Annotated in this window: 20 protein-coding genes; 10 read left to right on the top strand and 10 right to left on the bottom strand. The window is 74.7% G+C overall.

Annotated features, from left to right (window positions below; genetic code table 11):
• Positions 1 to 50: 50 nt before the first annotated feature.
• The 3 genes from AB0C73_RS07360 (at position 51) to AB0C73_RS07350 (ending at position 5720) form a co-directional block, all read left to right on the top strand.
• On the top strand, positions 51 to 1466 hold the full coding sequence (locus AB0C73_RS07360) for an SWIM zinc finger family protein (RefSeq protein WP_362525722.1): 1416 nt from the start codon (positions 51 to 53) through the stop codon (positions 1464 to 1466).
• Between the two features lie 17 nt (positions 1467 to 1483).
• The gene (locus AB0C73_RS07355; protein ID WP_362525720.1) at positions 1484 to 4153 is read left to right on the top strand and encodes a DUF6493 family protein; all 2670 of its coding nucleotides are present in this window, start codon (positions 1484 to 1486) and stop codon (positions 4151 to 4153) included.
• 100 nt (positions 4154 to 4253) lie between these two features.
• A complete protein-coding gene (locus AB0C73_RS07350) occupies positions 4254 to 5720 on the top strand; it encodes a GNAT family N-acetyltransferase (RefSeq protein WP_362526357.1) in 1467 nt (488 codons plus the stop codon).
• Here AB0C73_RS07350 and AB0C73_RS07345 read toward each other — a convergent pair.
• Positions 5656 to 6876, bottom strand: coding sequence for a PLP-dependent transferase (locus AB0C73_RS07345; RefSeq protein ID WP_362525718.1), 1221 nt, complete (start codon positions 6874 to 6876; stop codon positions 5656 to 5658). The two genes, AB0C73_RS07350 and AB0C73_RS07345, sit on opposite strands and share 65 nt — an antisense overlap.
• Positions 6877 to 6936: 60 nt before the next feature.
• Between AB0C73_RS07345 and AB0C73_RS07340 the strand changes: the two genes are divergently transcribed.
• The 3 genes from AB0C73_RS07340 (at position 6937) to AB0C73_RS07330 (ending at position 9784) form a co-directional block, all read left to right on the top strand.
• Positions 6937 to 7434 carry an Lrp/AsnC family transcriptional regulator gene (locus tag AB0C73_RS07340; protein WP_362525716.1) on the top strand — a complete coding sequence of 166 codons (498 nt, stop codon included), beginning with the start codon at positions 6937 to 6939 and terminating at the stop codon, positions 7432 to 7434.
• A 59-nt stretch (positions 7435 to 7493) separates the two neighbouring features.
• Positions 7494 to 9227 (top strand): DUF885 domain-containing protein, encoded by a 1734-nt coding sequence (locus AB0C73_RS07335; protein ID WP_362525714.1) that lies wholly within the window; start codon positions 7494 to 7496, stop codon positions 9225 to 9227.
• 107 nt (positions 9228 to 9334) lie between these two features.
• The gene (locus AB0C73_RS07330; protein ID WP_362525712.1) at positions 9335 to 9784 is read left to right on the top strand and encodes an Lrp/AsnC family transcriptional regulator; all 450 of its coding nucleotides are present in this window, start codon (positions 9335 to 9337) and stop codon (positions 9782 to 9784) included.
• 34 nt (positions 9785 to 9818) lie between these two features.
• Here AB0C73_RS07330 and AB0C73_RS07325 read toward each other — a convergent pair whose 3' ends face one another.
• The 3 genes from AB0C73_RS07325 to AB0C73_RS07315 form a co-directional block, all read right to left on the bottom strand.
• Positions 9819 to 13010, bottom strand: coding sequence for an SMC family ATPase (locus tag AB0C73_RS07325; protein WP_362525710.1), 3192 nt, complete (start codon positions 13008 to 13010; stop codon positions 9819 to 9821).
• Positions 13007 to 14182: an exonuclease SbcCD subunit D gene (locus AB0C73_RS07320; RefSeq protein WP_362525708.1), complete on the bottom strand. Its 1176-nt coding sequence runs from the start codon at positions 14180 to 14182 to the stop codon at positions 13007 to 13009. The genes AB0C73_RS07325 and AB0C73_RS07320 overlap by 4 nt, the downstream gene beginning before the upstream one ends.
• A gap of 96 nt (positions 14183 to 14278) precedes the next feature.
• Positions 14279 to 14905 carry a YigZ family protein gene (locus AB0C73_RS07315; RefSeq protein WP_362525706.1) on the bottom strand — a complete coding sequence of 209 codons (627 nt, stop codon included), beginning with the start codon at positions 14903 to 14905 and terminating at the stop codon, positions 14279 to 14281.
• Positions 14906 to 15060: 155 nt separating this feature from the next.
• On the opposite strand from AB0C73_RS07315, the gene AB0C73_RS07310 reads away from it, so the two are divergent.
• Positions 15061 to 15468, top strand: coding sequence for a CoA-binding protein (locus AB0C73_RS07310; protein ID WP_362526355.1), 408 nt, complete (start codon positions 15061 to 15063; stop codon positions 15466 to 15468).
• A gap of 34 nt (positions 15469 to 15502) precedes the next feature.
• Here the strand turns inward: AB0C73_RS07310 and AB0C73_RS07305 are convergent, their stop codons facing one another.
• A complete protein-coding gene (locus tag AB0C73_RS07305; RefSeq protein ID WP_362525704.1) occupies positions 15503 to 16063 on the bottom strand; it encodes a YbaK/EbsC family protein in 561 nt (186 codons plus the stop codon).
• A gap of 44 nt (positions 16064 to 16107) precedes the next feature.
• Entirely contained in the window at positions 16108 to 16680 is a 573-nt protein-coding gene (locus tag AB0C73_RS07300; RefSeq protein ID WP_362526352.1) for an XRE family transcriptional regulator, read from the bottom strand.
• A gap of 104 nt (positions 16681 to 16784) precedes the next feature.
• On the opposite strand from AB0C73_RS07300, the gene AB0C73_RS07295 reads away from it, so the two are divergent.
• Entirely contained in the window at positions 16785 to 17654 is an 870-nt protein-coding gene (locus AB0C73_RS07295; protein WP_362526350.1) for a DMT family transporter, read from the top strand.
• A 211-nt stretch (positions 17655 to 17865) separates the two neighbouring features.
• Here AB0C73_RS07295 and AB0C73_RS07290 read toward each other — a convergent pair whose 3' ends face one another.
• Positions 17866 to 18633, bottom strand: a complete 768-nt coding sequence (locus AB0C73_RS07290; RefSeq protein WP_362525702.1) for an acyltransferase — start codon at positions 18631 to 18633, stop codon at positions 17866 to 17868.
• A 171-nt stretch (positions 18634 to 18804) separates the two neighbouring features.
• Here AB0C73_RS07290 and AB0C73_RS07285 point away from each other — a divergent pair, with 171 nt between their 5' ends.
• A complete protein-coding gene (locus AB0C73_RS07285) occupies positions 18805 to 19344 on the top strand; it encodes a gamma carbonic anhydrase family protein (protein ID WP_362525700.1) in 540 nt (179 codons plus the stop codon).
• A 3-nt stretch (positions 19345 to 19347) separates the two neighbouring features.
• Here AB0C73_RS07285 and AB0C73_RS07280 read toward each other — a convergent pair whose 3' ends face one another.
• Positions 19348 to 20025 carry a DedA family protein gene (locus tag AB0C73_RS07280; RefSeq protein WP_362525697.1) on the bottom strand — a complete coding sequence of 226 codons (678 nt, stop codon included), beginning with the start codon at positions 20023 to 20025 and terminating at the stop codon, positions 19348 to 19350.
• A gap of 68 nt (positions 20026 to 20093) precedes the next feature.
• Complete coding sequence (locus tag AB0C73_RS07275) at positions 20094 to 22727, bottom strand: glycoside hydrolase family 3 C-terminal domain-containing protein (RefSeq protein ID WP_362525695.1); 2634 nt, start codon at positions 22725 to 22727, stop codon at positions 20094 to 20096.
• Positions 22728 to 22901: 174 nt separating this feature from the next.
• Between AB0C73_RS07275 and AB0C73_RS07270 the strand changes: the two genes are divergently transcribed.
• A complete protein-coding gene (locus AB0C73_RS07270) occupies positions 22902 to 23891 on the top strand; it encodes a DUF4232 domain-containing protein (protein ID WP_362525692.1) in 990 nt (329 codons plus the stop codon).
• Positions 23892 to 23957: 66 nt separating this feature from the next.
• On the opposite strand, the gene AB0C73_RS07265 is transcribed toward AB0C73_RS07270, so the two are convergent.
• A complete protein-coding gene (locus tag AB0C73_RS07265; protein WP_362525690.1) occupies positions 23958 to 24413 on the bottom strand; it encodes a DUF4442 domain-containing protein in 456 nt (151 codons plus the stop codon).
• Between the last annotated feature and the right edge of the window lie 44 nt (positions 24414 to 24457).

Genomic DNA, 24457 nt, shown 5'->3' with positions numbered 1-24457 from the left:
GGATCGCCGTCCCAGGGTGATTGTCAGTGCCGGGTCCTACGGTCTTTCACATGACGCGATCCGTACAGGCGCTCGCCTACGCACGCCCGTCCGCCCTCGAGCCCGCCGGCTCCGGGCGGCTCCTCGGCCTGGAGACCTCGGGGGGCCTCACGCCGCACGGCGCCGAGGCCCGGCCCCGGTTCTTCTCCGGGTTCCTCACCTCGCCGCAGGTCGCCGCGCGCGGGCTGCTCGCCGTGGCCGACGTGGCGGCGGCCCGCTACTACCAGCGGATGAGACCCGGTTCGCTGGACCCGGTGGTGACCGGCAACGGGGACCGGCTGCGCTTCGAGTCCTTCTCGGGCTGCGGCGGGGTGTACGCACGCCTCGACGTGCTGAGCGCGGGCCTCGACGGGGCGGAGACCGGGCACGGCACGACCAACGTGGACGTGAACAACCCCCTGCGGGAGGCTCTTTCGCGGCTCACCGGCACCGATCCGCTGCATCTGCGGGTCGGTCCGGAGGAGTTGGCGGTGACCACCCTGGACGGGCCCGTCGTCGAGAAGAAGGTGCCGCTGCCGGACCGCTGGCTGCGCGGCTTCGCCGAGGCCCAGGTGTCGTCCGCCGGATTCGATCTGCGGGCCGAGCTGTCCGGCGCGGAGGCGGTGCGCTTCCTGCGCTCGCTGCCGCGCTCCCAGGCGCGCGGGCGTGGCCCGATGTGGGTGGTGCAGCAGGGGCGGACCCTGCGCCCGACGACCCGGCCGGTGCCGGGCGCGGTGTGCCTGGCGGGCCCCGACCGGCTGATCGCCCTGGAGCGGGTGCTGCGGCACGCGACCGCGCTGCGGGTGTACGGGCCGGTGCCGGACGGGGCGGCGGCCACGCCGAGCGCCTGGGAGGTGGAACTCCCCGGCATGCGGCTCACCCTGACCCTGTCCCCCGACCCCGCGCGCGGCTTCTCCGGCGAGGGCGGCGTCCTGGAGGCGCTGGCCACGGAGGAGGCGGCGCAGGACGCCGAGCTGGTGTCGGTGCTGCTCGCCTGGGAACCGCGCATCGACCTCGCGGACCTGGCCGAGCAGTCGGGCCTGCCCGTGGACCGGGTACGGGCCGCGCTGACCCGGCTCGGCACGGCCGGCCGGGTCGGGTACGACGTCGCGGAGGCGGCGTACTTCCACCGCGAACTGCCCTACGACGCGGACCGCGCCGAGCGCCACAATCCGCGGCTGCTGTCCGCCCGCGCGCTGCTCGCGGCGGGCGCGGTGACCCTGGACGGCGACCTCGCCACGGTGACGTCGGGCGAACGGCGCTATCAGGTACGGGAGACGGAGCACGGGCGTCTGACCTGCACGTGCACGTGGTGGGCGGACTACCGGGGCCGGCGCGGGCCGTGCAAGCACGCGCTCGCGGTGCGGATGGCGCGGCGCGGGGTGACGGCCGGGGTGACGGCCGGGGTGACGGGGGCGGCCGAGGCGGCCGTGGAGGGTGCGCGATGACGACGGGGACGGGGACGATGACGGGGAACACGGCCATGACCGCGGTGGAGACGGCGACGGAGCAGTTGCTCACGGCGGTGCGGGCGGGACGGCACGGCGCGGTTCCCGCGCTCCTGGAGCCCCTCGACGCCGCGGCGCGCAAGGCGCTCCTTCCGCGCTTGAAGGAGCTGCGCACCGAGGTGCGCGGCTGGAGCTGGGACCGGTGGAACGAGCAGAGGGAGGCCCGGCGCGCGCTGCGGGTGGCGGGTGCCGGCTGCCACACGGGCGCGGCAGCGGCGGCGACCTGGATCGGTTCGCGCGATCTGACCAGCTGGGGCCAGCACACCGTGGACGGTGTCCTGGACGTCCTGGCGGACCGGGATCCCGCGTGGCTGGCGGACGTGGCGGGGCGGCTCGCCGAACGCCCGGGGTTCGCCGACGACGAGTACCGCCTGGTGCACACCCTGGTGGTGCGCTCCGGCTGCCCGGTGCCGACCACCGAGAGCTATCTGCGCGGCTGGACCCGGACGGCGACGGACCACCGGCTGGTGGAGCGGCTGCGCGAGGACCCGCAGACTCCGGTGCTGCTGCCGCACGTCCTGGCGCTGACCGAGACCCCGGACCGGCTCACCTGGTCGGTCGGGCCCGAGGCGCCCACCCACTGGCCGACGGCCCTGAAGACCCTCGCCGACGAGGGCGTGGTCGACCGGGCGGTCCTGGTCGACGGCTGCGTGTCCCGGCTGCTGCGCGGTGGCCGCGCCCGTGACCTGCGCTTCCCGCTGACGCTGCTCCAGGAGCTCGGCACCACGGACGAGGAGCGGCGGGCGCGGATCCCGGACTGGCTGGGCATGGCCGCGGACGGGCCGTCCCCGGTGGCCGGGCACGCCCAGGAGATCCTGGCCGAGCTCGCGCTCGACGGCGGACTGACGGTCACGGAGCTGGCGGAGATGTCGGGCTCGGTGCTGTTCCGGAGCGAGAAGAAGCTGGTGCGGGCGCAGTTGACGCTGCTGGGCAAGGTGCTGCGGCGCGAGCCGGGCGCGGCGGCGGAGCTGCTCCCGGTGGTCACGGACGCGTTCGGGCACGAGGACACCGCGCTCCAGGAGCGGGCCCTTGCCCTGGTGGGCCGCCATCTGAAGCACGTGGACGAGGGGGTCCGGGGCGAACTGGCGGGTGCGGCCGAGCTGTTGAGCCCGGTGCACCGGCAGGCCGCTGCGGAGCTGTTCGGCGTGACGGCGGTGGCCGACGACGTGCCGTACGTGGAGGTGCTGCCACCGGTGCCGGAGCGCCGCCCGGTGGCCCCGCCCGCCGAGACCGTGGCGGAGCTGGTGGAGGACCTGGTCTCCCAGGAGCGGCGTCCCTACGACGTGGCGCCGGAGGAGTTCGAGCGGGCCCTGGACGGTCTCGTACGGCATGCGCACCGGGACCGGGAGGCACTGCGGGCAGCGGTGCGGGAGGCGTTCGCGGGGTCGTACTGGCTGGAGGCGGGAAGTCGCCTCGGCGACGGTACGCGCGGCGTGACGGACATGCTCGCCACGGTGGTGGGCACCGCTCGGGTCACCCGGACCGATGCCGGCCAACGGCCGGCCTGTGCGCACGAGGCGCTGAACCAGGTGCTCCAGTCCCGGGTCCGGGAGGCGGCTTGGCAGCTCGCCCAGGGCAAGCGTGTCCCGTTCCTGCTGGCCGCGCCGACCCTGCACACCGGCGCCATCGACGCGCCCGTTCTCGTGGAGCGGCTGCGGGAGTACCGGGACACCGGTGTGGAGCCGCTGCCCATGGACCTGGCGCAGGCGCTGCTCCGGGTGCGGAAGGGAGATCCGGCGGCGGCCGGGGCGGCCGCCGAGGCGGCGGCGCTCGGCACCCGGGCGGGCGAGCGGCTCGCGGAGTGGCTGACGGCGGACCACTCGCTCGCGCCCGGGGTGTGGCTGCTGCCCCGGGGCCGCGACAAGCGGGGCGCCCAGTGGTGGCTGGCGGACCGGGTGATCCTCGCGGTGCGCGAGCGCCGAGTGATCCGGGAGGAGTTCCCGCCGGCCTTCCGCTGGCTCGGCACCGAGCCCGCCGAGACCCCGCGTGGCTGCGGCTACTACCACTGGTCCGGTCAGCGCTCCCTCTGGCCCGCCGTCCTCCCCGACGACCGCGAGACCCTCGCGGCCTGGCTCCTGCCGTCGCTGGCGAGTTCGGCGGAGGGGGAGGAGCGGGGTGCCGCGGAGGCGCTCACCGCCCTCGCCGAGTCCGACGGCCCCGTCGGGCCCGCCGTCCACCTCGCGCTCGCCGTCGGGCTCGGCTGCCGGCACGCGGAGGACCGGCTGACGGCCGTGGACGCGCTGCTCGTACTGGCGTCGCGCGGCGAGCTGGACCCCGCGCTGCTCGGCGCACGGCTCGCGGAGCTGATGGGCGAGGGCACGGTGAAGCCGAACCGGCTGGCGGACGCGGCCCGTACGGCGGCGGCGACCGGGGCGTACGCGACGGTGCGGGACGTGCTGCTCGCCGTACTGCCGTCGGTGCTCGGTGCGACGAAGCCGGTGCGCGGGGCCGGGGAACTCCTTGCCGTGGCGGCCGAGTGCGCGGAGCGGGCCGGCGGGTCCGGGGAGGTGCCGGGCCTGGCGGAGCTCGCGGCGCGCAGGGGCACGACGCAGCTGGTCACGCAGGCCCGCCGGCTGGCGGTCGCGCTCGGACAGTGGGCCGATCAGGTGCGATCGGAAAGCATCTGAAATCGCCACCAACCCCCTGGATCGGCGCTTAACCCGTCAGTCACAAGGCGTTCGTGATCACGCAACACCACTGAGTCACAGTGAGGTCATGACGCCCGATATGACGCACAAGAAGAACGCCCGCCCCCATCACTGGCGGCACGACCTGATCGAGCTGGCGGGACTGTTCACCGCCGTGGTGGTGGCCGACTCGATCGCCAAGACCGTCGTGAAGGGCCCGGACGGACCCTACCTCCTGGTGTTCTCGGCGATCGCCCTGGTCGCCACGGCGGCCTTCCACACCTGGTGGGCCCGGCGGCACAGTCATGCGCCGCCCGCCGACGGTCCCGGCGACAGCGGGGTGACTTCCCCGCTGCCGCCGGGCGCGGTTTCCGGCACGGACCCCACCCCCGTGGGGGACTCAGCCGGAACGGCCACGGCCCTGTGGCGGCTGCGGACCACGGTCCGCGACACGCCGGGCAGCCTGGCCGCGCTCTGCGGGGTGCTCGCCCGGCGCGGGGTCGACATCCTGACCCTGCAGACCCATCCCCTGGCCGAGGGCACGGTGGACGAGTTCCTGCTCCGCGCACCCGCCGGGCTCGAAGCGGGTGTGCTGGTCCGGGAGATCGCCGCGGCCGGGGGCATCGACACCTGGACCGAGCGGGCCGACGCCCACGACCTCGTGGACACCCCGACCCGGGTGCTCGGCCTGGCCACCCGGACCGCGCTCGACGCGGCCGAACTGCCCCTGGCGCTGCGCCAGCTGCTCGGGCGCTGCACCCTGCGCTCCGTGCCGCCGGTCTCGCTCAGCGGCCGCCCGACCGGTGACCCCGCCCCGGTGGAGGGGGTCCTGGAGGAGACCGCGATGCGGCTGCGCGACCCGAACGGCGGGACGCTGGTGATCGAGCGGCCGTATCTGCCGTTCACGCCCACCGAGTTCGCCCGGGCCCGCGCCCTGGTCGAGCTCGACGCCCGGCTCGGGCCGCGGCTCCCGCGCGGCCTCGACGTGCTGACGCTGCCCGAGGGCAACGACATCACGGTGCGCCGTGCCGACCAGCGCGACCTGGTCGCCGCGCGGGCCCTGCACGACCGCTGCTCCGACCGCACCCTGGCGCTGCGCTACCACGGCCCGGTCGGCGACGCCGGCCGCTACCTCGACCACCTCCTGAGCCCGCGTTTCGGCCGCACCCTGGCGGTGCAGACGGCCTCCGGCCGGGTCGTCGCCCTCGGCCATCTGCTGTGGGACGGCGACGAGACCGAGGTCGCCCTGCTCGTCGAGGACGAGTGGCAGCGGCGCGGCATCGGCTCCGAGCTCCTCGGCCGGCTCGTGGCCCTGGCCGAGGAGGCCGGCTGCGACAGCGTCTACGCGGTGACCCAGTCGTCCAACACGGGCATGGTGGCGGCCATGCGGGCGCTGAACCTGCCCCTCGACTACCAGATCGAGGAGGGCACCCTGGTGATCACCGCCCGCCTGACCGGCCGCCGGGCCGGCACCGCCGCCGCCGAGGTGGACGCGGACGCGGCTACGCCCGTACGGCCTGCTCCGCACGCTCCAAACGCTCCGGCGCCGCGGCGGGCCCGGCACTGAGGGCCCGGTCCAGGTCCTGCCACAGGTCCTCGACGTCCTCCAGGCCCACCGACATCCGCAGCAGCCGGTCGCTGATGCCGCCGGAGTGCCGGTCCGTGGGATCGACGATCCGGTGGCTGATCGAGGCCGGGTGCTGGATGAGGCTGTCGACGCTGCCGAGGCTGACCGCCGGCGTGATGAGCCGTACCGCGGAGATCACGTCGTGCGGGTCGCCGTGCACCTCGAAGGCGATCATCGCCCCGCCGATCCGCGGATAGTGCACACGCTCGATCCGCGGGTCGGCGGCGAGCCGCCGGACCAGTTCGGCGGCGGTCGCCGAGGCCGCCCTGACCCGTACCGGCAGCGTGGCCAGGCCGCGAAGCAGCAGATAGCCGGCGAGCGGGTGGAGCACCCCGCCGGTCGCGAAACGCACCTGGCGCAGGGCGCGGGCGAACTCCTCGTCACAGGCGACGACGCCGCCCATGACGTCGCCGTGGCCGCCGAGGTACTTGGTGGCGCTGTGCAGCACGATCCGGGCGCCGAGCTCGGCGGGCCGCTGGAGCACCGGGGTGGCGAAGGTGTTGTCGACCAGGAGCGGCACCTCGCCGCAGGAGTGGGCGACGGCCCGGATGTCGACCTCGGCGAGGGTCGGGTTGGCGGGCGACTCGACCATGACGAGGCCGGTGTCGGGGCGGATGGCGTCCGCGACACCCGCCGGGTCGGTCCAGGTGACCTCGGTGCCGAGCAGTCCGGCGTTCAGGAGGTGGTCGCTGCACCCGTAGAGCGGGCGGACCGCCACCACGTGCCGCAGGCCCTGGCTCGCGCGGGCGAGCAGGACGGCGCTGAGCGCGGCCATGCCGCTGGCGAAGGCGACCGCCGAATCGGTTCCCTCCAGGCGCGCGAGCGCGGTCTCGAACCGCCCGGTGGTGGGGTTGTCCAGGCGGGCGTAGACGGGCGGGCCGTCCGGCAGGACGCCGGTGGTCGCGAACTCGTCGATCCGGGCGGCCTCGGCCCGGGCGTCGCGCGACGGGTAGGTGGTGGACAGGTCGAGCGGCGGGGCGTGCAGACCGAGCTCGGCGAGGTCGTCGCGGCCGGCGTGCACGGCTTCGGTGGCCAGTGCCCGGGTGGGGGCGGGGCCTGCGGCGGAGGACGCGTGGTCGTTCCTGGTCATGTCCATGCGGCGCACTGTGAACGAATACCGGCGAGTAGCGGAAAAACGCCGTGTTACGTTCGGCCTATGGCTGATTCTGTCGTACTGGACGCGGTCGATCTGCACATTCTTCGCCTGCTGCAGAACGACGCCCGGACCACCTACCGTGAGCTCGCCGCCGAGGTCGGGGTGGCTCCGTCCACCTGTCTGGACAGGGTGGCCCGACTGCGCCGCACCGGTGTGATCCTCGGGCACCGGCTACAGCTGAATCCGGCCAAACTCGGCCGCGGTCTCGAAGCACTCCTGCTCGTCCAGGTGCGCCCGCACCGACGCGAACTCATCGGGCCGTTCGTCGAGCGGGTCCGGGCGCTGCCCGAGTCCCGGGCGCTGTTCCACCTCACCGGTCCCGACGACTACCTGGTCCATGTGGCCGTCGCCGACCCCGCCGACCTGCAGCGACTCGTCCTCGACGCCTTCACCTCGCGGCGCGAGGTGGCCCGCGTCGAGACCCGCCTGATCTTCCAGGAGTGGGAGTGCGGCCCTCTGCTGCCACCCACGCCGGGCGCTCATTTGTCAGCCGACTGAGATCGATCGAGATCGATTCGGGGTGACGCGGGCACGGTGCACGCGCCAGGATTGGGGCCATGCCAGAGTCTTCCAGCACCGCTCTTCCTCGCCAGGTCGCCGACGACTACGTCGACGCGCTCATCGAACTCGACCCGATCACCGGCACGTTCCTGGGAGTCCGCGAGAGCGCGGGGCGCCTCCCCGACTTCTCCCCCGCCGGTCAGGAAGCCCTCGCCGACCTGGCGCGGCGCACGCTCGAACGGCTCGACGCGGCGGAGCGGCGGGACGGCGCCGAGGACGAGGCGGAGCGGCGCTGCGGCCGGCTGCTGCGCGAACGGCTGACCGCCCAGCTCCTGGTGCACGAGGCGGACGAGGGCCTGTGCGCGGTGAGCAATCTGCGCTCGCCTGCGCACAGCGTCCGCCTCTCCTTCACGATGCTGCCGACCGCGACCGCCGCCGACTGGACGGCCGCCGCCGCCCGGCTGCGTGCCGTCCCGGCGGCCCTGGAGGGTTACCGCGCCTCGCTCGCGCTGGGTCTCGACCGCGGGATGCGCGGCGGCCCGCGCGCCACGGCCACCTTCGTCGGGCAGCTCACCGAGTGGGCGGCCGGCGGCGGCACGGACCCGGACGGTGCGGTACGGGGCTGGTTCGCCGGCTTCGCGGCCGGGGCGGACAAGGCCGTCGGCGACGGCTCGCTGCCGGACGCGCTGCGGGCGGAGCTGACGGAGGCGGGCGCGGCCGCCGACGCCGCCGTGATCACGCTGCGGGACTGGATGCGGGAGGTGTACGCCCCCGCCGTCGCGGACGCCCCGGACACCGTGGGCCGCGAGCGCTACCGTCGCTGGGCCCGCTTCTTCAACGGCACCGACCTGGACCTCGACCAGGCCTACGCGTACGGCTGGTCCGAGTACCACCGGCTGCTCGGCGAGATGCGCCACGAGGCCGACCGCATCCTGCCCGGCTCCGACCCCTGGGAGGCACTGGCCCACCTCGACGTGCACGGTGCGCACATCGAAGGGGTGGACGAGGTACGGGACTGGCTGCAGGGCCTGATGGACGAGGCGATCGAGAAGCTCGACGGCACCCACTTCGAGCTCGCCGAGCGGGTGCGGCGGGTGGAGTCCCGGATCGCCCCGCCGGGCGGCGCCGCCGCCCCGTACTACACCGGCCCCTCGGAGGACTTCTCGCGCCCCGGCCGCACCTGGCTTCCGGTGGACGGGCAGCACCGTTTCCCCGTGTACGACCTGGTGTCGACCTGGTACCACGAGGGCGTCCCGGGCCACCATCTGCAGATCGCCCAGTGGGTGCACGTGGCCGACCGGCTGTCCCGCTACCAGGCGACGATCGGCAAGGTCAGCGCCAACACCGAGGGCTGGGCGCTGTACGCGGAGCGGCTGATGGACGAGCTGGGCTTCCTCGGCGACGCGGAACGGCGGCTCGGCTATCTGGACGGGCAGATGATGCGGGCCTGCCGGGTGATCGTGGACATCGGCATGCACCTGGGCCTGGAGATCCCGGCGGACGCGCCGTTCCACCCGGGCGAGCGATGGACGCCGAAGCTGGCGCAGGAGTTCTTCCAGCGCCACAGCAGCCGGCCGCCGGCCTTCGTGGAGAGCGAGATGACCCGCTATCTCTCGGTGCCGGCCCAGGCCATCGGCTACAAGCTGGGCGAGCGCGCCTGGCTGCTCGGCCGGGCCAACGCCCGCGCCAAGCACGGCGACAGGTTCGACGCGAAGGCCTGGCACATGGCGGCCCTGTCGCAGGGCCCGCTGGGCCTGGACGACCTGGTGGACGAGATCTCGCGCCTCTGAGCGGGGGGTCCGCCCGATCCGGCCGACCGGGCCGTTCCGGCCGGACCCACTGTGAGAAACCCCCGGGAGGGCTTGAACTCCCGGGGGTTTCCCTGCAAGGTCACGCCATGACCAGCGGATACACCCCGGACGCCACGGACTGGCGGATCCTCGACGCCCTCCAGGCCCAGGGCCGGGCCAGCTTCGCCGAACTCGCCCGGGCCGTCGCCATGTCCGCGTCGGCGGTGACCGAGCGCGTACGGCGCCTGGAGGAGGCCGGGGTGATCGCCGGGTACACGGCGGTCGTCGACCAGGAGCGGCTCGGCCTGCCGATCCTCGCCTTCGTGCGGTTGCGCTATCCCAACGGCAACTACAAGCCCTTCCACGATCTGATCGCCGCCACCCCCGAGGTCCTGGAGGCGCACCATGTCACCGGCGACGACTGTTTCGTCCTGAAGGTCGCCGCCCGGTCCATGCGGCACCTGGAGGAGATCTCCGGGAGGATCGGCGCGCTCGGCTCGGTCACGACGAGCGTCGTCTACTCCTCGCCGCTCCCCCGGCGCCCGATCAGCCGCTGAACGATCAGCCGCAGGGCGAACGGCCGCCGGGCGATCAGCCGCCGAGCGCGTCGCTCCCGGTGCGCAGCCGCACCGCCGAGCCGTGCCGGGCCTTGGTGACCTCCAGCTGGGCCGGGATGCGGCGGCGCAGGTCGCCGACGTGGCTGACGATGCCGACGCTGCGGTCCCGTTCGCGCAGCGAGTCCAGGACGTCGAGGACCTCGTCGAGGGTCTGCTCGTCCAGGCTGCCGAAGCCCTCGTCGATGAAGAGCGTGTCGAGCCGTATCCCGCCGGCCTCGTCGGTGACGACATCGGCCAGGCCGAGCGCCAGCGCGAGGGAGGCGAAGAAGGTCTCGCCGCCGGACAGCGTCGCGGTGTCGCGCTCGTTGCCCGTCCAGGCGTCCACCACGTGCAGCCCGAGTCCAGCCCGCCGCCCGCCACTGCGGGCGTCGGAGTGGACCAGGGTGTAGCGGCCGGACGACATCCGCTGGAGCCGGGCGGTGGCCGCGGCGGCCACCTGCTCCAGGCGGGCGGCGAGCACGTACGACTCCAGACGCATCTTGCGCTCGTTCTCCGCGGAGGTCCCCGCGGCGAGCCCGGCGAGCCGTGCCACCCGCTCGTACTCCTCGCGCAACGGCCCGAGCCGGCGGACTTCGTCGTCGGCCTTCCGGGACAGCCGGTCGAGGGCCTCGCACCGCTCCGTCACGGCCGAGAGCGCGGTCGCGGCCGCGCGCAGCGTCGATTCCGCCTCGGCGTGCGCCGCGCCGGTGGCGGCCGGATCGGCCGGCGGAAGCGCGGCGGCCGCCGCGGTGGCGGCCTCACCGAGCCGGTCGGCGACGATCGCCGCCTCCGACTGCCAGGCGTCGACGCGCTGTTGGAGGGAGCGCCGGGTCGGCTCGTCGAGCAGCGCGCCGGCCGCCTCGGCCGGCGTCGCGAAACCGGCCCGGAAGGCGGCGTCGGCGAGCCGGTCGTCGGCCTCCTTCAGACCGCGGGCCGCGACCTCGGCGCTCCGCACGGCCTCGGCGGCCCCGGTCAACAGCGCGATCCGGTGCTCCAGGAGCGTCGCGTACTCGGCCACGCTCCCCGACTCGCCCCGCGAGGCGGCCACTTCGGCCTCGAGGACGGCCTGCTGCTGCTCAAGCGCCTCCCGCCGCGAGGTCCGCGCGGCCACCCGCCGCTCCGCCTCCCGCTGCGCACCGACCCGCTCCTCGTACTCCCGCTCCGCCGCGGCAAGCGCCTCCCGCGCGGCATGCGTCTGTCCGGCGAGCGCGTGCGCCTCGGCGTGCTCGCGCGCCAACTCGTCGACGAGGCGGGAGAGATCGGCGACGCTGGGATCGGCAGCGGCGCCGTCGACGGCCGCGGCGGCCTCCGGCGCCGCGCCGCCGCGGACGGCAGGTCCGGTGCTGTCGGCGCCCGACGACGAGCCCGTCGACCCGTCAGCCGTCGACGCCGCACCCGGGCGGCCTTCGGCCGCGCCGAGCGCGCCGCCCGGCCTGACCCCCTCCGTACCCCGCGCCGCTTCCTTCCGCGCCGCCTGCCACGCCTCCGCCGTCGCCGCCACGCCCGTCTCCGCGGCCGTACGGGCCTCGTCCGCGCGGGTGTACGCGGCGTAGGCCGCGTCCTCCGCCGCGCGGTCGACGTGGTCGGCGGTGGTGCGGGCCGGGGCGGGGTGGGTGGCGGAGCCGCAGACCTGGCAGGGGGCTCCGGGGGTGAGGGCGGCGGCCAGTTCGGCGGCGATGCCGCGGAGGCGGCGGGACTTGACGTCCAGCCAGTGTTCGTGGGCCTCGTTGCGGCGTTCACGCGCGACCAGCAGGCGCTCGCGGACGGCGGCGAGTTCGGCGCCGAGGGTGTCGCGGCGACGGGCGGCCGCGAGGCGGCGGCGGGCCGGTTCGAGGCGGCCGGCGAGCTGTTCGGCGCGGGCGGTGGCGTCCTGGGCAGACTCGGCGTGCCGCTTGAGCCGGTCGCGGCGGGTCTCCCAGCCGGCGAGCCACGCGGCGGCGTCCTGGAGGAAGTCCTCGTCGGCGCGGGCCTCGCGGTCCAGAACGGCGCGCTCGGCGGCGAGTTCGGCGCCGCGCTGTTCGGCGCGGCGGGCCGCCTCCAGGCCGCCGAGTTCCTCGCGGAGCCGCCGCTCGACCGCGGAGAGCTCTTCGGTGCCGGAATCGGCGTACCGGTGGTGCAGCAGCGCCCGCGCCCGGTCGCGGTCCGCGTTCGCGGCGCGATGGGCGCGCTCGGCGTCCTCGCGCAGGGCGAGCGCGGGGGCGACCCGGTCGGCCTTGAGGGAGCGGTCGAGGGCCTCCTGCCACTCGTCGCGCTGCGGGCGGCGGGCGGTCAGCTCCTCCTGGCGGCGCAGCGCGTCGGCGTGCCGGGCCTGGCGGTCGGCGAGTTCCCTGGCCGTGTCGAAGGCCGCACGGGCGGCGGTCTGGCGGTCCTCGGCGGCGGCGAGCCGGAGGCGGGCGATGTCACGGGCCTCGCGGGCCTCGCTGCGGGCGAGCGCGGCACGGGTCTGGACGGCCTCGGCGAGGCCCGGTTCGCCGGGCCGCTCCTCGACGGCGGCGGCCGCGGGGGACGCGGCCCCGGCGGCCTCGGCCATCCGGTGGGCGAGGGCGAGGAGCCGCTCGTCGCCCGCGGCGACCTCCCGCTCGGCGGCCTTGCGGAGTTCGGCGAGCCGGTCCTCGACGGCCGCGAAGCGGCGGGTGTCGAAGAGCCGGCCGAGGAGCTTGCCGCGGGCCTCGGCGTCGGCGCGCAGGAATCGCGCGAAGTCGCCCTGGGGCAGCAGCACGACCTGGCAGAACTGGTCCCGGCTCATGCCGAGGAGCTGGGTGATCTCCTCGCCGATCTCCTGGTGGGACTTGCTGAGTCCCTTCCAGGTGCCGGTCTCCGCGTCGTACTCGCGCAGCGTGCTCTGGGCCTTCTCCGTCGTGAAGCCGCCGCCGCGCTTCTTGGGGCGCGGCTGCGCCGGGCTCCTGGTGATCTCCAGGCGCCGCTCCCCCACGGTGAGTTCGAGCGTGACCTCGGTGGAGGTGCCGCTGGGCGCGTGGTCGCTGCGCAGCACCGACCCGGGGCTCTGGCGGGCGCCGGGCACGGAGCCGTACAGCGCGAAGCAGACCGCGTCGAGGACGGAGGTCTTGCCCGCGCCGGTGGGCCCGTGGAGCAGGAAGAGGCCGGCCGACGACAGCGTGTCGAAGTCGATCTCCTGGGCGGTGCCGAACGGCCCGAAAGCGGTGACGACGAGGCGGTGGAGTCTCACCGGCCCACCTCGCGCTCGTGCCGCGCCGAGTCGACCCGGACGTCGTCGAAGGCGCCGTACAGCACGCCGCGTTCGGCGCTGTCGGGGCCCGCACCGCCGCGTACATGGGCCACGAAGTCCTCCGCGATCTGCTGGTCGCTGCGGTCGCGCAGCCGGGTGGCGTACGAGAGGCCGGGGTCGTCGTCCGTGCGCTCGGGGTCGAAGACCAGGTGGAGGGTGTGCGGGAAGCGCTCGCCGAGGCGCGCCATGGGCTCGGCGGGCCGCGCGGGGTCGGTGAGGGTGGCCTCGATCCACGCGTCCTCGTGGCGGGCGAGGTCCGGGTCGGCGAGCAGGTCGTCGAGGCGGCCCCGGATCCGGGCGAGGGGGCGGGGCACGGGGCAGTCGATCCGCTCGGCGGAGTCGACGGCGCCGTCCGGGCCGAGGTCGATCAGCCACATGGTCTTGCGGTGGGCGGTCTCGGAGAAGGAGTAGGCGAGCGGGGAGCCGGAGTAGCGGACCCGCTCGGTGAGGGTCTGGCTGCCGTGGAGGTGGCCGAGGGCCACGTAGTCGACGCCGTCGAAGACGCCGGCGGGCACGGCGGCGACGCCACCGACGGTGATGTCGCGCTCGCTGTCGCTGGCCTCGCCGCCCGCCACGAAGGCGTGCGCGAGGACGACGGAACGGGTGCCCTCGGGGCGCGTGGCGAGGTCGGCGCGGACCCGGTCCATGGCGGCGGTGAGAACGGCCTCGTGCCCGGCCTTGGCGGCGCCGAACTGCTCACGCACCAGAGCCGGTTCGAGGTACGGCAGGCCGTAGAGGGCGACGTCGCCGTGGTCGTCGGCGAGCAGCACGGGCGTGCCGGCCCCGGCGGGGTCCGTACGCAGGTGGATCCCGGCCCGCCGGATGAGGCCGGCGCCGACGCCGAGGCGGCGGGCCGAGTCGTGGTTGCCGGAGATCATCACGGTGGGCACGTCCGCCTCGGCGAGCCGGTGCAGGGCGGTGTCGAACAGTTCGACGGCGGCGAGCGGCGGCACGGCGCGGTCGTAGACGTCACCGGCGACGAGCACCGCGTCCACCTCGCGCTCGCGCACCGTCGCCACCAGGTGGTCGAGGAACGCGGCCTGGGCGTCGAGCAGGGCGACCCGGTGGAACGAGCGTCCCAGGTGCCAGTCCGACGTGTGCAGAAGCCTCATGATCCCTGAGCGTATCGGTGGGGTGTGACAGACCCGGCCGGAACGGCGGAAGGGGTACGAGAAGGGGTACGAGTCCGGGCGCGGGGGTGCGTCCCGTCAGGCATCGCCGTACGCCTCGCCGCCCAGCTCGAAGGTCGCCTCGCCGGCGGTCGCGTCGGCGAGCCAGGCCGTGAAGTCCGTCACGTCCGCGTCGGGAAGCCCGATCTCGATGGTGACGGCGGCGCCATAGGTGACCTCGCGCACCGAGCGGCCGGTGGACCGCAGGTCGTTCTGCAGCTTGCCGGCCCGCTGGTGGTCCACGGTGACGGTGGCGAGCCGGTAGCGGCGCCGGGTGATCGTGCCGAGCGCGTCCAGGGCCTCGCCGACGACTCCGCCGTACGCGCGGATGAGGCCGCCGGCGCCGAGCTTCACGCCGCCGTAATAACGGGTGACGACGGCGACGACATAGCGCATCTCGCGGCGCATCAGCATCTGGAGCATGGGCACGCCCGCGGTGCCGCCGGGTTCGCCGTCGTCCGAGGCCTTCTGTACGGAGGCGTCGGCGCCGATCACATAGGCGAAGCAGTTGTGGGTGGCGGTGGGGTGCTCACGCCGGATCCGCGCGACGAACTCCTGCGCCTCCGCCTCGGTGGCGGCCGGGGCCAGCGCGCAGATGAAGCGCGAGCGGTTGATCTCGGACTCGTGGACGCCCTCGCCTGCGAGCGTGCGGTACTGCTCCTGCATCCCGCCAGCCTATGCGCCCGGCGGACACCTCCCGCGCACACCCCGGCCCCGGGCGGCCGGGAATGACCGAGGGTCACTGCGTGTTCACCACGGCGAGCAGTCGTTTCGTTGTTTCGTCGTGTCGCGGAAGGCAGTGTGTGATGAGCGTCGAGTCCATGACCACCGAGGCGGAGACCGTGCGCCGGATCCTCACCGAGAGCGGCGACACCTGGGCGGTGGTGGGCCTGTCCAACAACCGGTCGCGCGCGGCGTACGGAGTGGCCGCGACCCTGCAGCGCTTCGGCAAGCGGATCGTGCCGGTGCACCCGAAGGCGGAGACGGTGCACGGGGAGCAGGGGTACGCGTCGCTGGCCGACATCCCGTTCCCGGTCGACGTGGTCGATGTGTTCGTGAACAGCGAGCTCGCGGGCGCCGTCGCGGACCAGGCCGTCGAGATCGGCGCCAAGGCGGTCTGGTTCCAGCTGGACGTGATCGACCACGAGGCCTACGAGCGGACCCGGGCGGCCGGGGTCGACATGGTGATGGACCGCTGCCCGGCGATAGAGATCCCGAAGCTGGGCTGAGCCGGCCGGGCCGCCGGGCCGGCCGTCAGGCTCCTCAGCCCTCGGTGCCGAGGCCTTCCAGGACCACGGCGCCGGGGAGCTCGGCGAGGGCCTTGCCGGGGACGATGAGCTTGCCGCGGCGGCGGCCGCTGCCGATGAGCACCCAGGGCAGGTCGGCGACGGTCGCGTCCACCAGGACCGGCCAGTCCGCCGGGAGCCCGATGGGCGTGATGCCGCCGTACTCCATGCCGGTGTCGCCGGTGGCGGTCTCGGCGGGCGCGAAGCGCACCTTGCGGGCGCCGAGCTCCTTGCGTACCAGGCCGTTGACGTCGACCCGGGTCGCGGAGCGCACCACGCACGCGGCGAGGGTGGTGGTCTGGCCGCGCTTCCCGGCGACGATCACGCAGTTCGCGGACTCGTCGAGCAGCCGCCGGCCGTAGTGCTCGACGAACACGGCGGTGTCCGCCACGTCCGGGTCGGTGTCGACGTAGAGCAGCTGGTCGGCCGGCACGGCGCCGGTCCAGGAGCGGACGGCCGCGGCGACGGGGGCGGTGAGCAGGTCGAGGCAGTCGGGTGCGGAGCGGACGTCGTCGAAGTTCCCGAGGGGTGCGCGCATGCCCGGCACCGTAACAAGTGCGCGCTCCGCCGCGGGTGTTCGTCTCAGCGTACGGGCGGGATGGAGACGGCCATGGTCATCTCGACCGTCTCGGTGCCCTCGTTGCGGTAGGCGTGCGGCACGTTGCTCTCGAAGACGGCGGAGGTGCCGGCGGGGATGAGGTGGTTCTCGCCGTCCACCACGAGGGTGAGCGTGCCGGCCGTGACGTGCAGGAGTTCGGTGGTGCCGTCGGGGTGCGGGTCGGAGGCGCTGCCGTCGCCGGGCATGAGGGTCCAGTGCCAGAGCTCCAGCGGGCCGCGGGCCTCGGTGCCGGCGAGCAGCGTGGTGCGGCTGCCGGTGGAGGTGGACCACATACGGACGGCCTGCTCCGGCGGTACGAGCCGGACGTGCGGGCCCTGCTCGTAGTCGAGGAGGGTCGTGATCGAGACGCCGAGCGCGTCGGCGAGCTTGACCGTGGTGCCGACGCTGGGGTTGGTGCGGGCCTGCTCGATCTGGATGATCATGCCGCGGCTGACGCCGGACCGGGCGGCGAGCGCGTCCAGGGTGAAGCCGCGCTCGTTGCGCCAGCGCTTCAGGTTCCGGGCGAGCGACTGGGTGAGCTGGTCGAGGTCCGACACGTACCGTCCAATATTGTGAATGACAGAGTCCAACAGGTTGTACTACCGTGTGGTGCACCCAATTGTTCACTGCACTGTACTGCGAGGCATCCCCGATGACGGCACTGACGGCGCTGTTCGCCCTGGGCACCAGTCTGCTCTGGGGGCTCGCCGACTTCGGCGGCGGGCTGCTGACCCGCCGTTTCCCGGCCCTGACCGTCGTCGTGGTCTCGCAGGCGGTCGCCGTCGTCGTCCTCGGCGCGGTGGTCCTCACCACCGGCGCGTTCGACGAGGCCGGTCCCCGCCTCTGGTACGCGGTGGCGGCCGGCGTGGTCGGCCCCGTCGCGATGCTCGCCTTCTACAAGGCGCTCGCCCTGGGCCCGATGGGCGTGGTCTCCCCGCTCGGCTCGCTCGGCGTGGTCGTCCCGGTCGGCGTGGGCCTGCTCCTCGGCGACCGGCCGGGCCTGCTCCAGTTCGCGGGCATCGCCGTCGCCATCGTCGGTGTGATCCTCGCGGGCGGCCCCGAGCTGCGCGGCGCGCCCGTCCAGCGCCAGGCCGTGCTGCTCACCCTGGTCGCCGCCTTCGGCTTCGGCGCGGTGATGGCCCTCATCTCGGAGGCGTCCACGACCGTGAGCGGCCTGTTCCTCGCGCTCTTCGTGCAGCGCGTCACCAATCTCGCGGTGGGCGGCGCGGCCCTGATGTTCTCCGTCCGGCGCGGCGGACACGCGCTGCCCGCGGACGGTGGCGGCCTGAAGGCCGTCGCCGCGTCGCTGCCCGCGCTCGCGTTCGTGGGCCTCGCGGACGTCGCCGCCAACGGCACATACGCGATGGCCGCGCAGCACGGCCCGGTCACGGTGGCCGCGGTGCTCGCGAGCCTCTACCCGGTGGTGACGGCGCTCGCGGCGCGCGGGGTGCTCAAGGAACGTCTGCGGGCGGTGCAGGCGGCGGGCGCGGGTCTTGCCCTGGTGGGCACGGTGCTGCTCGCGACGGGCTGACGCGCCGAGGCGGGCCGAGGCGGGCGGGCGGAGCCTTGCCTCGCCGGGCGGAGGCCCGCGTGCCGAGGCACCCGGACCCCCGGCCGGGACCGGCCTCGACCGGCCTCGGCCGACCTCCGGTGCCATACGCAGTGGGCCGCCCCCGGCCGAGCGCGCCCGCGACTCCGCCCGCGCGAACAGCCCCGCCCCGGCGACGGCGCTCCCGGGGCCCTCAGCTCTCCAGGTTCGCCAGCTCGTCCAGTTCGTCGAGCCCGAGGCCCGCGAGCGCCGCCAGTTGGTCCGACGTGATGCCCTCCGGGATCGGTGTCGGCGCCGGGGTGCGCAGTGGGGGCTGCCAGCCCTTCTCCGGGTCGTAGGAGCGGACCACCTTGGCCGGGGCGCCGGCCACCACCGCATGGTCGGGCACCTCGCCGCGTACGACGGCGCCGGCGGCGACCACGACGTTACGGCCGAGCCGGGCGCCCGGCAGGATCACCGCGCCCGTGCCGAGCCAGCAGCCCGGGCCTATGACGACGGGCTCGGAGCGCGGCCACTGCCGTCCGATGGGCACGTCGGGATCGTCGTAACTGTGGTTGGTCGACGTGATGTAGACGTACGGCCCGCAGTAGGTGTCGGAGCCGATGGTGATCGGCGCGTCGGCGATGACATGGCTGCCGCGGCCGAGGACGACGCCGTCGCCGAGGGTCAGGACGGTGTCCGCGCCGAGGTCGAGGTCCGGCAGCATGCCGGCGGTCAGGGTGACCTGCTCGGCGATGATGCAGCACGCGCCGATCTCGATCCACCGCTCGCCGAAGACGGTGCCCTGCGGGAACGCGAGCCGGGTGCCCTCGCCCAGACCGCGGAAACGCAGCCGGCCCGGGTGCTCGGCGGTGACCGCCCCGGCCTGCTGGATCCGGCGCCAGCCGCCCTGCAGGGCGCGGGCGACGACCCGGCGCCGCCAGGCGGTCAGAGAGGAGAACGTGTTTCGGTTCCGGGGCACCCGGACACCGTAGTCGGCGGTGTCGTCGCTGATCAGTGCGGTGCGCTGTGATGTCCGTCATGGCCTCGGGCTACTGTGCGGCGCGAGGCGCGACCGACGTGGTCACCGGCGGATTCACCCAAGTGGTCAGCCACGTCATCACCCATGTCATCACCGATACAGGAGCGAACGATGTCAGAGATCTCAGGGGCGTTGGTCAAGGGCGTGGGCGGCAAGGAGCCGGTGGTCGACCCGACGGCCTTCACGGCACCGACCTCGGTGGTGCTCGGCGAGGTCACCCTCGGGCCGCGCGCCAGCGTCTGGTACCACACGGTGCTGCGGGCGGACTGCGGCCCGATCGAGATCGGCGAGGACGCCAACGTGCAGGACAACTGCACCGTGCACGTCGACCCGGGCTTCCCGGTCAGGATCGGCGCGCGGGTCACGATCGGTCACAACGCGACCGTGCACGGCTGCACCATCGAGGACGACGTGCTCGTCGGCATGGGCGCCACGGTGCTCAACGGGGCACGGATCGGCGCCGGTTCGCTGATCGCCGCGCAGGCGCTCGTCCCGCAGGGCATGGAGGTGCCGCCCGGCTCGCTGGTCGCGGGCGTGCCCGCGAAGGTGCGGCGGCCCCTGACCGAGGAGGAGCAGGCGGGCATCCGCCTGAACGCGGAGATGTATCTGCACCTGGCCAAGAGCCACGCCGAGGCGTTCGGCGGCGAGTAGGGCCTATTCGGCGCCGGCTCCGGCGCCGGCGGCGGCGGTCGCCGTCCGGTCCGCCTCCGACCGGGCCTGGGCGGCCGCGGCCGCCTTCTTGGCGCGGTTCTTGATGATCAGCATCGAGGCCAGCCCGATCAGCACGGCGACCACCAGACCGAGCCACGAGAAGCGCTTGAGCCACGCCTCGGCGACGATGCCGACGGTGTAGATGACGGCCGTGGTGCCGCCCGCCCAGAGGATGCCGCCGAGGACGTTGGCGATGAGGAACTTCCAGTACGGCATGCGCAGCACGCCCGCGAGCGGGCCCGCGAAGATCCGCAGCAGGGCGACGAAGCGCCCGAAGAACACCGCCCACATCCCCCACTTCTGGAAGGAGCGCTCGGCGAGCCCGACATTGGCCTCGCTGAAGTGCTTGGGGAACCTCTTCCCGAGCTTGGTGAGCAGCGGCCGGCCGCCCTTGCGGCCGATCGCGTAGCCGATGGAGTCGCCGACGACCGCGCCGATACTGGCGCAGGCGCCGAGGACGTACGGATTGATGTCGCCGTGCTGGGAGGCGAGCAGCGCCGAGCTCACGAGGACGATCTCGCCGGGCAGGGGGATGCCCAGGCTCTCGATCCCGATCACCACCCCGACCAGTGCGTAGACGGCGACCGCGGGGATCGTCTCCAGCCATTCCTGGACGTGCACGCGGGTTCCTCTCCCGTTCGGTGGCGGCTGATCCCGGGCAGCCTACCCCGGCCCCCACTAAGCGGACCCTAAGCGCGGACGGCGGCCATGGCACGGAGCGGGAGATTCCGCGACGAGGAGCCGACCCGGATCTCGCGGCGTCCGGTGCCCAGGACCCAGTCGTGCCGTGCCCGGTCCCAGGAGGAGAGGGTGCGGGCGGCGACCGGCACGCTGATCCGGCGCCACCGGCCGGCGGCGAGGGTGAACCGCCGGTAGCCGGCGAGGATCCGGCGGGGCTGGTCGATGCCCAGCGCCGCGAGGTCGGGCGAGGGCCCGGCGTACACCTGGGCCACCTCGACACCCGCGCGGGTGCCGGTGTTGACGACGGTGAAGCTGACCTGGAGCCCGTCGCCCGCCGGGACGACGACCAGGTCCTCGTACGCGAAGGTGGTGTACGACAGGCCGTGGCCGAACGGGAAGAGCGGGTCGACGCCCTGCGCGTCGTACCAGCGATGGCCGACGTGGACGCCCTCGCCGTACTCCTCGATGCCGCCCTGCCCGGGGTAGCGGCGCGGGTCGCCGGCGGTCGGGTGGGCGTCCTCGGAGCGCGGGAAGGTCTGGGTGAGCCGGCCGCCGGGGTCGGCGTCGCCGAACAGCACGGCGGCGGTGGCCGGGCCGCCCTCCTGGCCGGGGTAGTACATCTGGAGCACGGCGGCGGTGGTGTCGAGCCACGGCATGGTGACGGCGGACGAGGTGTTGAGCACCACGGTGGTACGCGGGTTGGCGGCGGTCACGGCATCGATCAGGGCCTCCTGGCCGCCCGGCAGCGCGAGCCGGGTGCGGTCGCGGCCCTCGGTCGCGTCCTCGTACGCGAAGAGCACCACGCTCTCGGCGTCGCGGGCGGCGGCGACGGCCTCGGCCCGGTCGGCGGTCCGGGTGGCGGAGGTGGCGGCGCGCAGCCGGAAGCGCTGTCCGCCGGTGCCGCCCTGGGCGGTGACGGCGAGCCGGTGCGTGCCTGCCGCGAGCCGCAGGTCGGCGCTGTGCAGGGCCAGCCCGTCCGGGGCGCGGCCGCCGAGCCCGCCGGTGAAGTACTCGGCGACGCCCGCCTTGTACGGGAAGAGTTCGGCGCCGTCGAGGAGCACGGTGGGGCGCTTGCCGCTGTAGTGGACGAAGAGGCTCCAGTCCTGGTCGGCGGTGGTGGTGAAGGTGCCCTCGTAGCGCCAGGTCTCTCCGGCGGCGACGCCGACCTCCTCGAAGGAGCGGGCGGGTTCGAGGCTCGCGCCGGCGGTGGGCAGCGGCTTGCCGAAGACGTCCTCGCCGAGCGCGTACGTGACCGTGGCACCGGCACCGGCACCGGCCCGGGCGCGCAGCGCGTCGAGCGGGCTGACGGCGGCGTCGGGGACGACATGGGCGCTGCCCCCGCCGCCGACGAAGGGCACGGAGCCGGTGGGGCCGATGACCGCGATCGAGCGGGCGGCCCGGCCGGTGAGGGGCAGGGCCCCGTGTTCGTTACGGAGCAGGGTGGCCCCGGCGGTGGCCACCCGGAGGGCGACGCGCGCGGCGGCCCTGGCATCGCGCTCGGGCCGGGCGGCGGCATCAGCATCCTCGTCGCCGGAGGCGGTCTCCGCGCCGAGGAGGCCGAAGCGTTCGCGGACGGTCAGGATGCGGCGGACCGCGGTGTCGACGACGCTCTCGTCGATCCGGCCGTCGCGTACGGCGCTGCGCAGGGCGGCGCCGTAGTACGTGCCGCCTGGCATCTCCATGTCGCAGCCCGCGGTGAGAGCGGGCACGGTGGAGTGGACGGCGCCCCAGTCGCTCATGACCCAGCCGTCGAAGCCCCAGCGGTCGCGCAGGATGTCGGTGAGCAGCGGGCGGCTCTCGGAGGCGTGGACGCCGTCGGCCTTGTTGTACGCCGCCATGACGGCGCCCGCGCCGGCGGCGACGGCGGCCTCGAAGCCGCGCAGTTCGGTCTCGTGGAGGGTCTGTTCGTCGGCGCGGACGTCCACGGTCAGGCGGTCGCGTTCCTGGTTGTTGAGGGCGAGGTGCTTGACGGTGGCGATCAGGCCCTCGGCCTGGATGCCGCGGATCTCCTCGGCGACCAGGTCGGCGGAGAGCAGCGGGTCCTCGGAGAAGGTCTCGAAGTTGCGCCCGGCGTACGGGGTGCGGATGAGGTTGACCATCGGGGAGAGCAGCACGTCCTGGCCGAGCGCGCGGCCCTCGTGGCCGAGAACCCGGCCGTACGCGCGGGCGAGCCCGGGGTCGAAGGCGGCGGCGAGCATCACGGGCGCGGGGAGCGCGGTGGCGGTCTTCCGGACCCTGACCCCGGCGGGTCCGTCGGCGAGCCGCAGCGGCGGGATGCCGAGGCGCGGCACACCGGGCACATGGCCGGCCTGGCCGAATCCGTCGGGGTCGGTGGCGCCGTGCAGCAGGGTGGTCTTCTCGTCGAGGGTGAGCCGGGCGAGAAGCTCCTCGACACGACCCGTGGCGTCGCGGCCTGCGGCGTCACGACCCGTGAGGTCGCGAGGACGGCGGGCGGTCGCGGCGGCCGCGGCGGTCAGGGGTCCGCCGGCCGGGGCGAGGGTGAGGGCGGCCGCGCCCGCGAGCGCGAGCAGCAGGCCCCGCCGGGACGGGCGGCGCGGCGGGACGGGAGCGGCGGAGGCGTCCCGGCCCGGCGTCTCCCGGCCCGGTGCGTCCGGTCGGTCCGGGGTGAGGGCGTGGGACACAGCGCGCTCCTTCGTCACAGGCACGATCGTGTCGAACGTGCAGTGATCGCACTATGCGTGACGGTCCGTCCGATTCCGCGCAAGCGTGCCGCGGGCGCGGCCTGTGACACCTCTGTGACCGGAACTATGGCTTCCACCACAGGTGCGACCCGGCCGCCCTGGTGGGATGAGCGGATGACGAAACGCACCCCCGTCCTGTCGGTCCTCGCCGCGACCGCCCTGCTGCTCACCGCCTGCGGCACGGAACGCGCGGGCGGCGGGGGCGCGGTGGGCGCGGATCCGGACGCGACCGCGCCGTCCTCGGCGACACCGGTGGACGGCCCGGGCAAGGACGGCGTACGGGTCACCTCGGTGACTCTTCCGCAGCCCTCGGCGCCCGCCTCCCCCGGCCGCGCCGTCGTCACCGACCGGCTCTCCCGGGACTCGGGCGTCTCCGCCGCGTACGAGGTCACCAACTCGGGCTCCGAGACCCTGACGTACACGGCCGTCGTCACCTTCATGAGCGCGAACGGCGGGGCGGTGACCAGCCAGACCGTGACCGTGCGCGACGTCGGCCCCGGGAAGACGGTGCGGGGCACCGTGCGGGCCGGGGAGGTGCCGCCCGGCGCGCCGCGGATCCGGCGGGCGAAGGTGCTCACCGCGACCAAGGTCCCGGCGGGCGAGGCGCCGGCCGAGGCGGGCGCCTGTCCCGCGTCCGGGGTCCGGGTCAGCGCCGACCAGGGGGACGCGGCCATGGGGCTGCGCGTGGTGGGTCTGCACCTGGAGAACTGCGGGACGCGTGACTACGTCGTCGAGGGCTATCCGCAACTCGACCTCAGGGACGCCGACTTCGAGCCGGTCGGCGGGATCAGGATCCTGCGGGGCAGCGAGGAGATCACCACGGGCGCCGGGCCGGACGAGCGGCCGCGCCGGGTCGTGCTGCGACCCGGCGAGGCCGCGTCCGCCGCCCTGGTCTGGCGCAACACCACCGAGGCCGGCACGGCGGTGACCGTCCCCTACGTACGGGTCCGGGCCAAGGCCGGGGCCGAGCCGGTGACGTTCACGCCGAACCTCGACCTCGGCACGACCGGGAGGCTCGGGGTCAGGCCGTGGAAGGAGGCCGACCCGCGGGAACGGGCGCAGGGGCCGGGGCAGCCACAGGGACAGGGCGCACCCGCGCGCTGACGCGCCCCGCAGCAGGGCAAGGCGTGAACGTCCCCCGGGGCGTGACCCGGAGGACGTTCACCGGCATCACTTGCCGTGGGGGCGCAGGGTCCAGAGGACCGTCATCTCGCCGGTGACGGCACCGTCCTCACGGGTGATCGCGATGTGGACGGGGAACTCGGGGCGGGCGCCCGCGTCGAGCTCGGCGACGACCTCGGCGGCCGGGCGGCCCAGGGTCGCGGTCGCGGTGACGACGCCCATGGCGAGCTTCTTGTAGGCGATGTCGGCGTTCACGGCGAGCGGGACGGCGCGGCCGAGCTGGTCGCCGAAGGCGGCGATGACGATGGCGCCGCTGGCGGACTCGGCGAGGGTGAACATGGCGCCGGCGTGCGGACCGCCCACGTGGTTGTGGTAGTCCGGCTGGTCCGGCAGGCGCACGACGGCGCGCTCGGCGGTGGTCTCCAGGAACTCCAGCTTGAGGGTCCGGGCCATGGGCACCGTGGCGGCGAGCATCTCGCCGGCGGTCATCTGGTCTGCGCTCATGGGCCGTGATGTTACCCACGAGTAGTAGTCTTCGCCATCCCCGC

Origin of the sequence: Streptomyces sp. NPDC048623 (assembly GCF_040650755.1) — a bacterium.
Lineage (GTDB): Bacteria > Actinomycetota > Actinomycetes > Streptomycetales > Streptomycetaceae > Streptomyces.
The sequence above is the reverse complement of the archived record's forward strand: the minus strand, read 5'-3'. Positions and strand labels throughout refer to the sequence as shown.

Excerpts from the sequence above, each read along its gene's own strand:
- AB0C73_RS07360 (WP_362525722.1), top strand. The coding sequence starts at position 51 with ATGACGCGATCCGTACAGGCGCTCGCCTACGCACGCCCGTCCGCCCTC.
- AB0C73_RS07355 (WP_362525720.1), top strand. The coding sequence starts at position 1,484 with ATGACGGGGAACACGGCCATGACCGCGGTGGAGACGGCGACGGAGCAG.
- AB0C73_RS07350 (WP_362526357.1), top strand. The coding sequence starts at position 4,254 with ATGACGCACAAGAAGAACGCCCGCCCCCATCACTGGCGGCACGACCTG.
- AB0C73_RS07345 (WP_362525718.1), bottom strand. The coding sequence starts at position 6,876 with ATGGACATGACCAGGAACGACCACGCGTCCTCCGCCGCAGGCCCCGCC.
- AB0C73_RS07340 (WP_362525716.1), top strand. The coding sequence starts at position 6,937 with ATGGCTGATTCTGTCGTACTGGACGCGGTCGATCTGCACATTCTTCGC.
- AB0C73_RS07335 (WP_362525714.1), top strand. The coding sequence starts at position 7,494 with ATGCCAGAGTCTTCCAGCACCGCTCTTCCTCGCCAGGTCGCCGACGAC.
- AB0C73_RS07330 (WP_362525712.1), top strand. The coding sequence starts at position 9,335 with ATGACCAGCGGATACACCCCGGACGCCACGGACTGGCGGATCCTCGAC.
- AB0C73_RS07320 (WP_362525708.1), bottom strand. The coding sequence starts at position 14,182 with ATGAGGCTTCTGCACACGTCGGACTGGCACCTGGGACGCTCGTTCCAC.
- AB0C73_RS07315 (WP_362525706.1), bottom strand. The coding sequence starts at position 14,905 with ATGCAGGAGCAGTACCGCACGCTCGCAGGCGAGGGCGTCCACGAGTCC.
- AB0C73_RS07310 (WP_362526355.1), top strand. The coding sequence starts at position 15,061 with ATGACCACCGAGGCGGAGACCGTGCGCCGGATCCTCACCGAGAGCGGC.
- AB0C73_RS07305 (WP_362525704.1), bottom strand. The coding sequence starts at position 16,063 with ATGCGCGCACCCCTCGGGAACTTCGACGACGTCCGCTCCGCACCCGAC.
- AB0C73_RS07285 (WP_362525700.1), top strand. The coding sequence starts at position 18,805 with ATGTCAGAGATCTCAGGGGCGTTGGTCAAGGGCGTGGGCGGCAAGGAG.
- AB0C73_RS07270 (WP_362525692.1), top strand. The coding sequence starts at position 22,902 with ATGACGAAACGCACCCCCGTCCTGTCGGTCCTCGCCGCGACCGCCCTG.
- AB0C73_RS07265 (WP_362525690.1), bottom strand. The coding sequence starts at position 24,413 with ATGAGCGCAGACCAGATGACCGCCGGCGAGATGCTCGCCGCCACGGTG.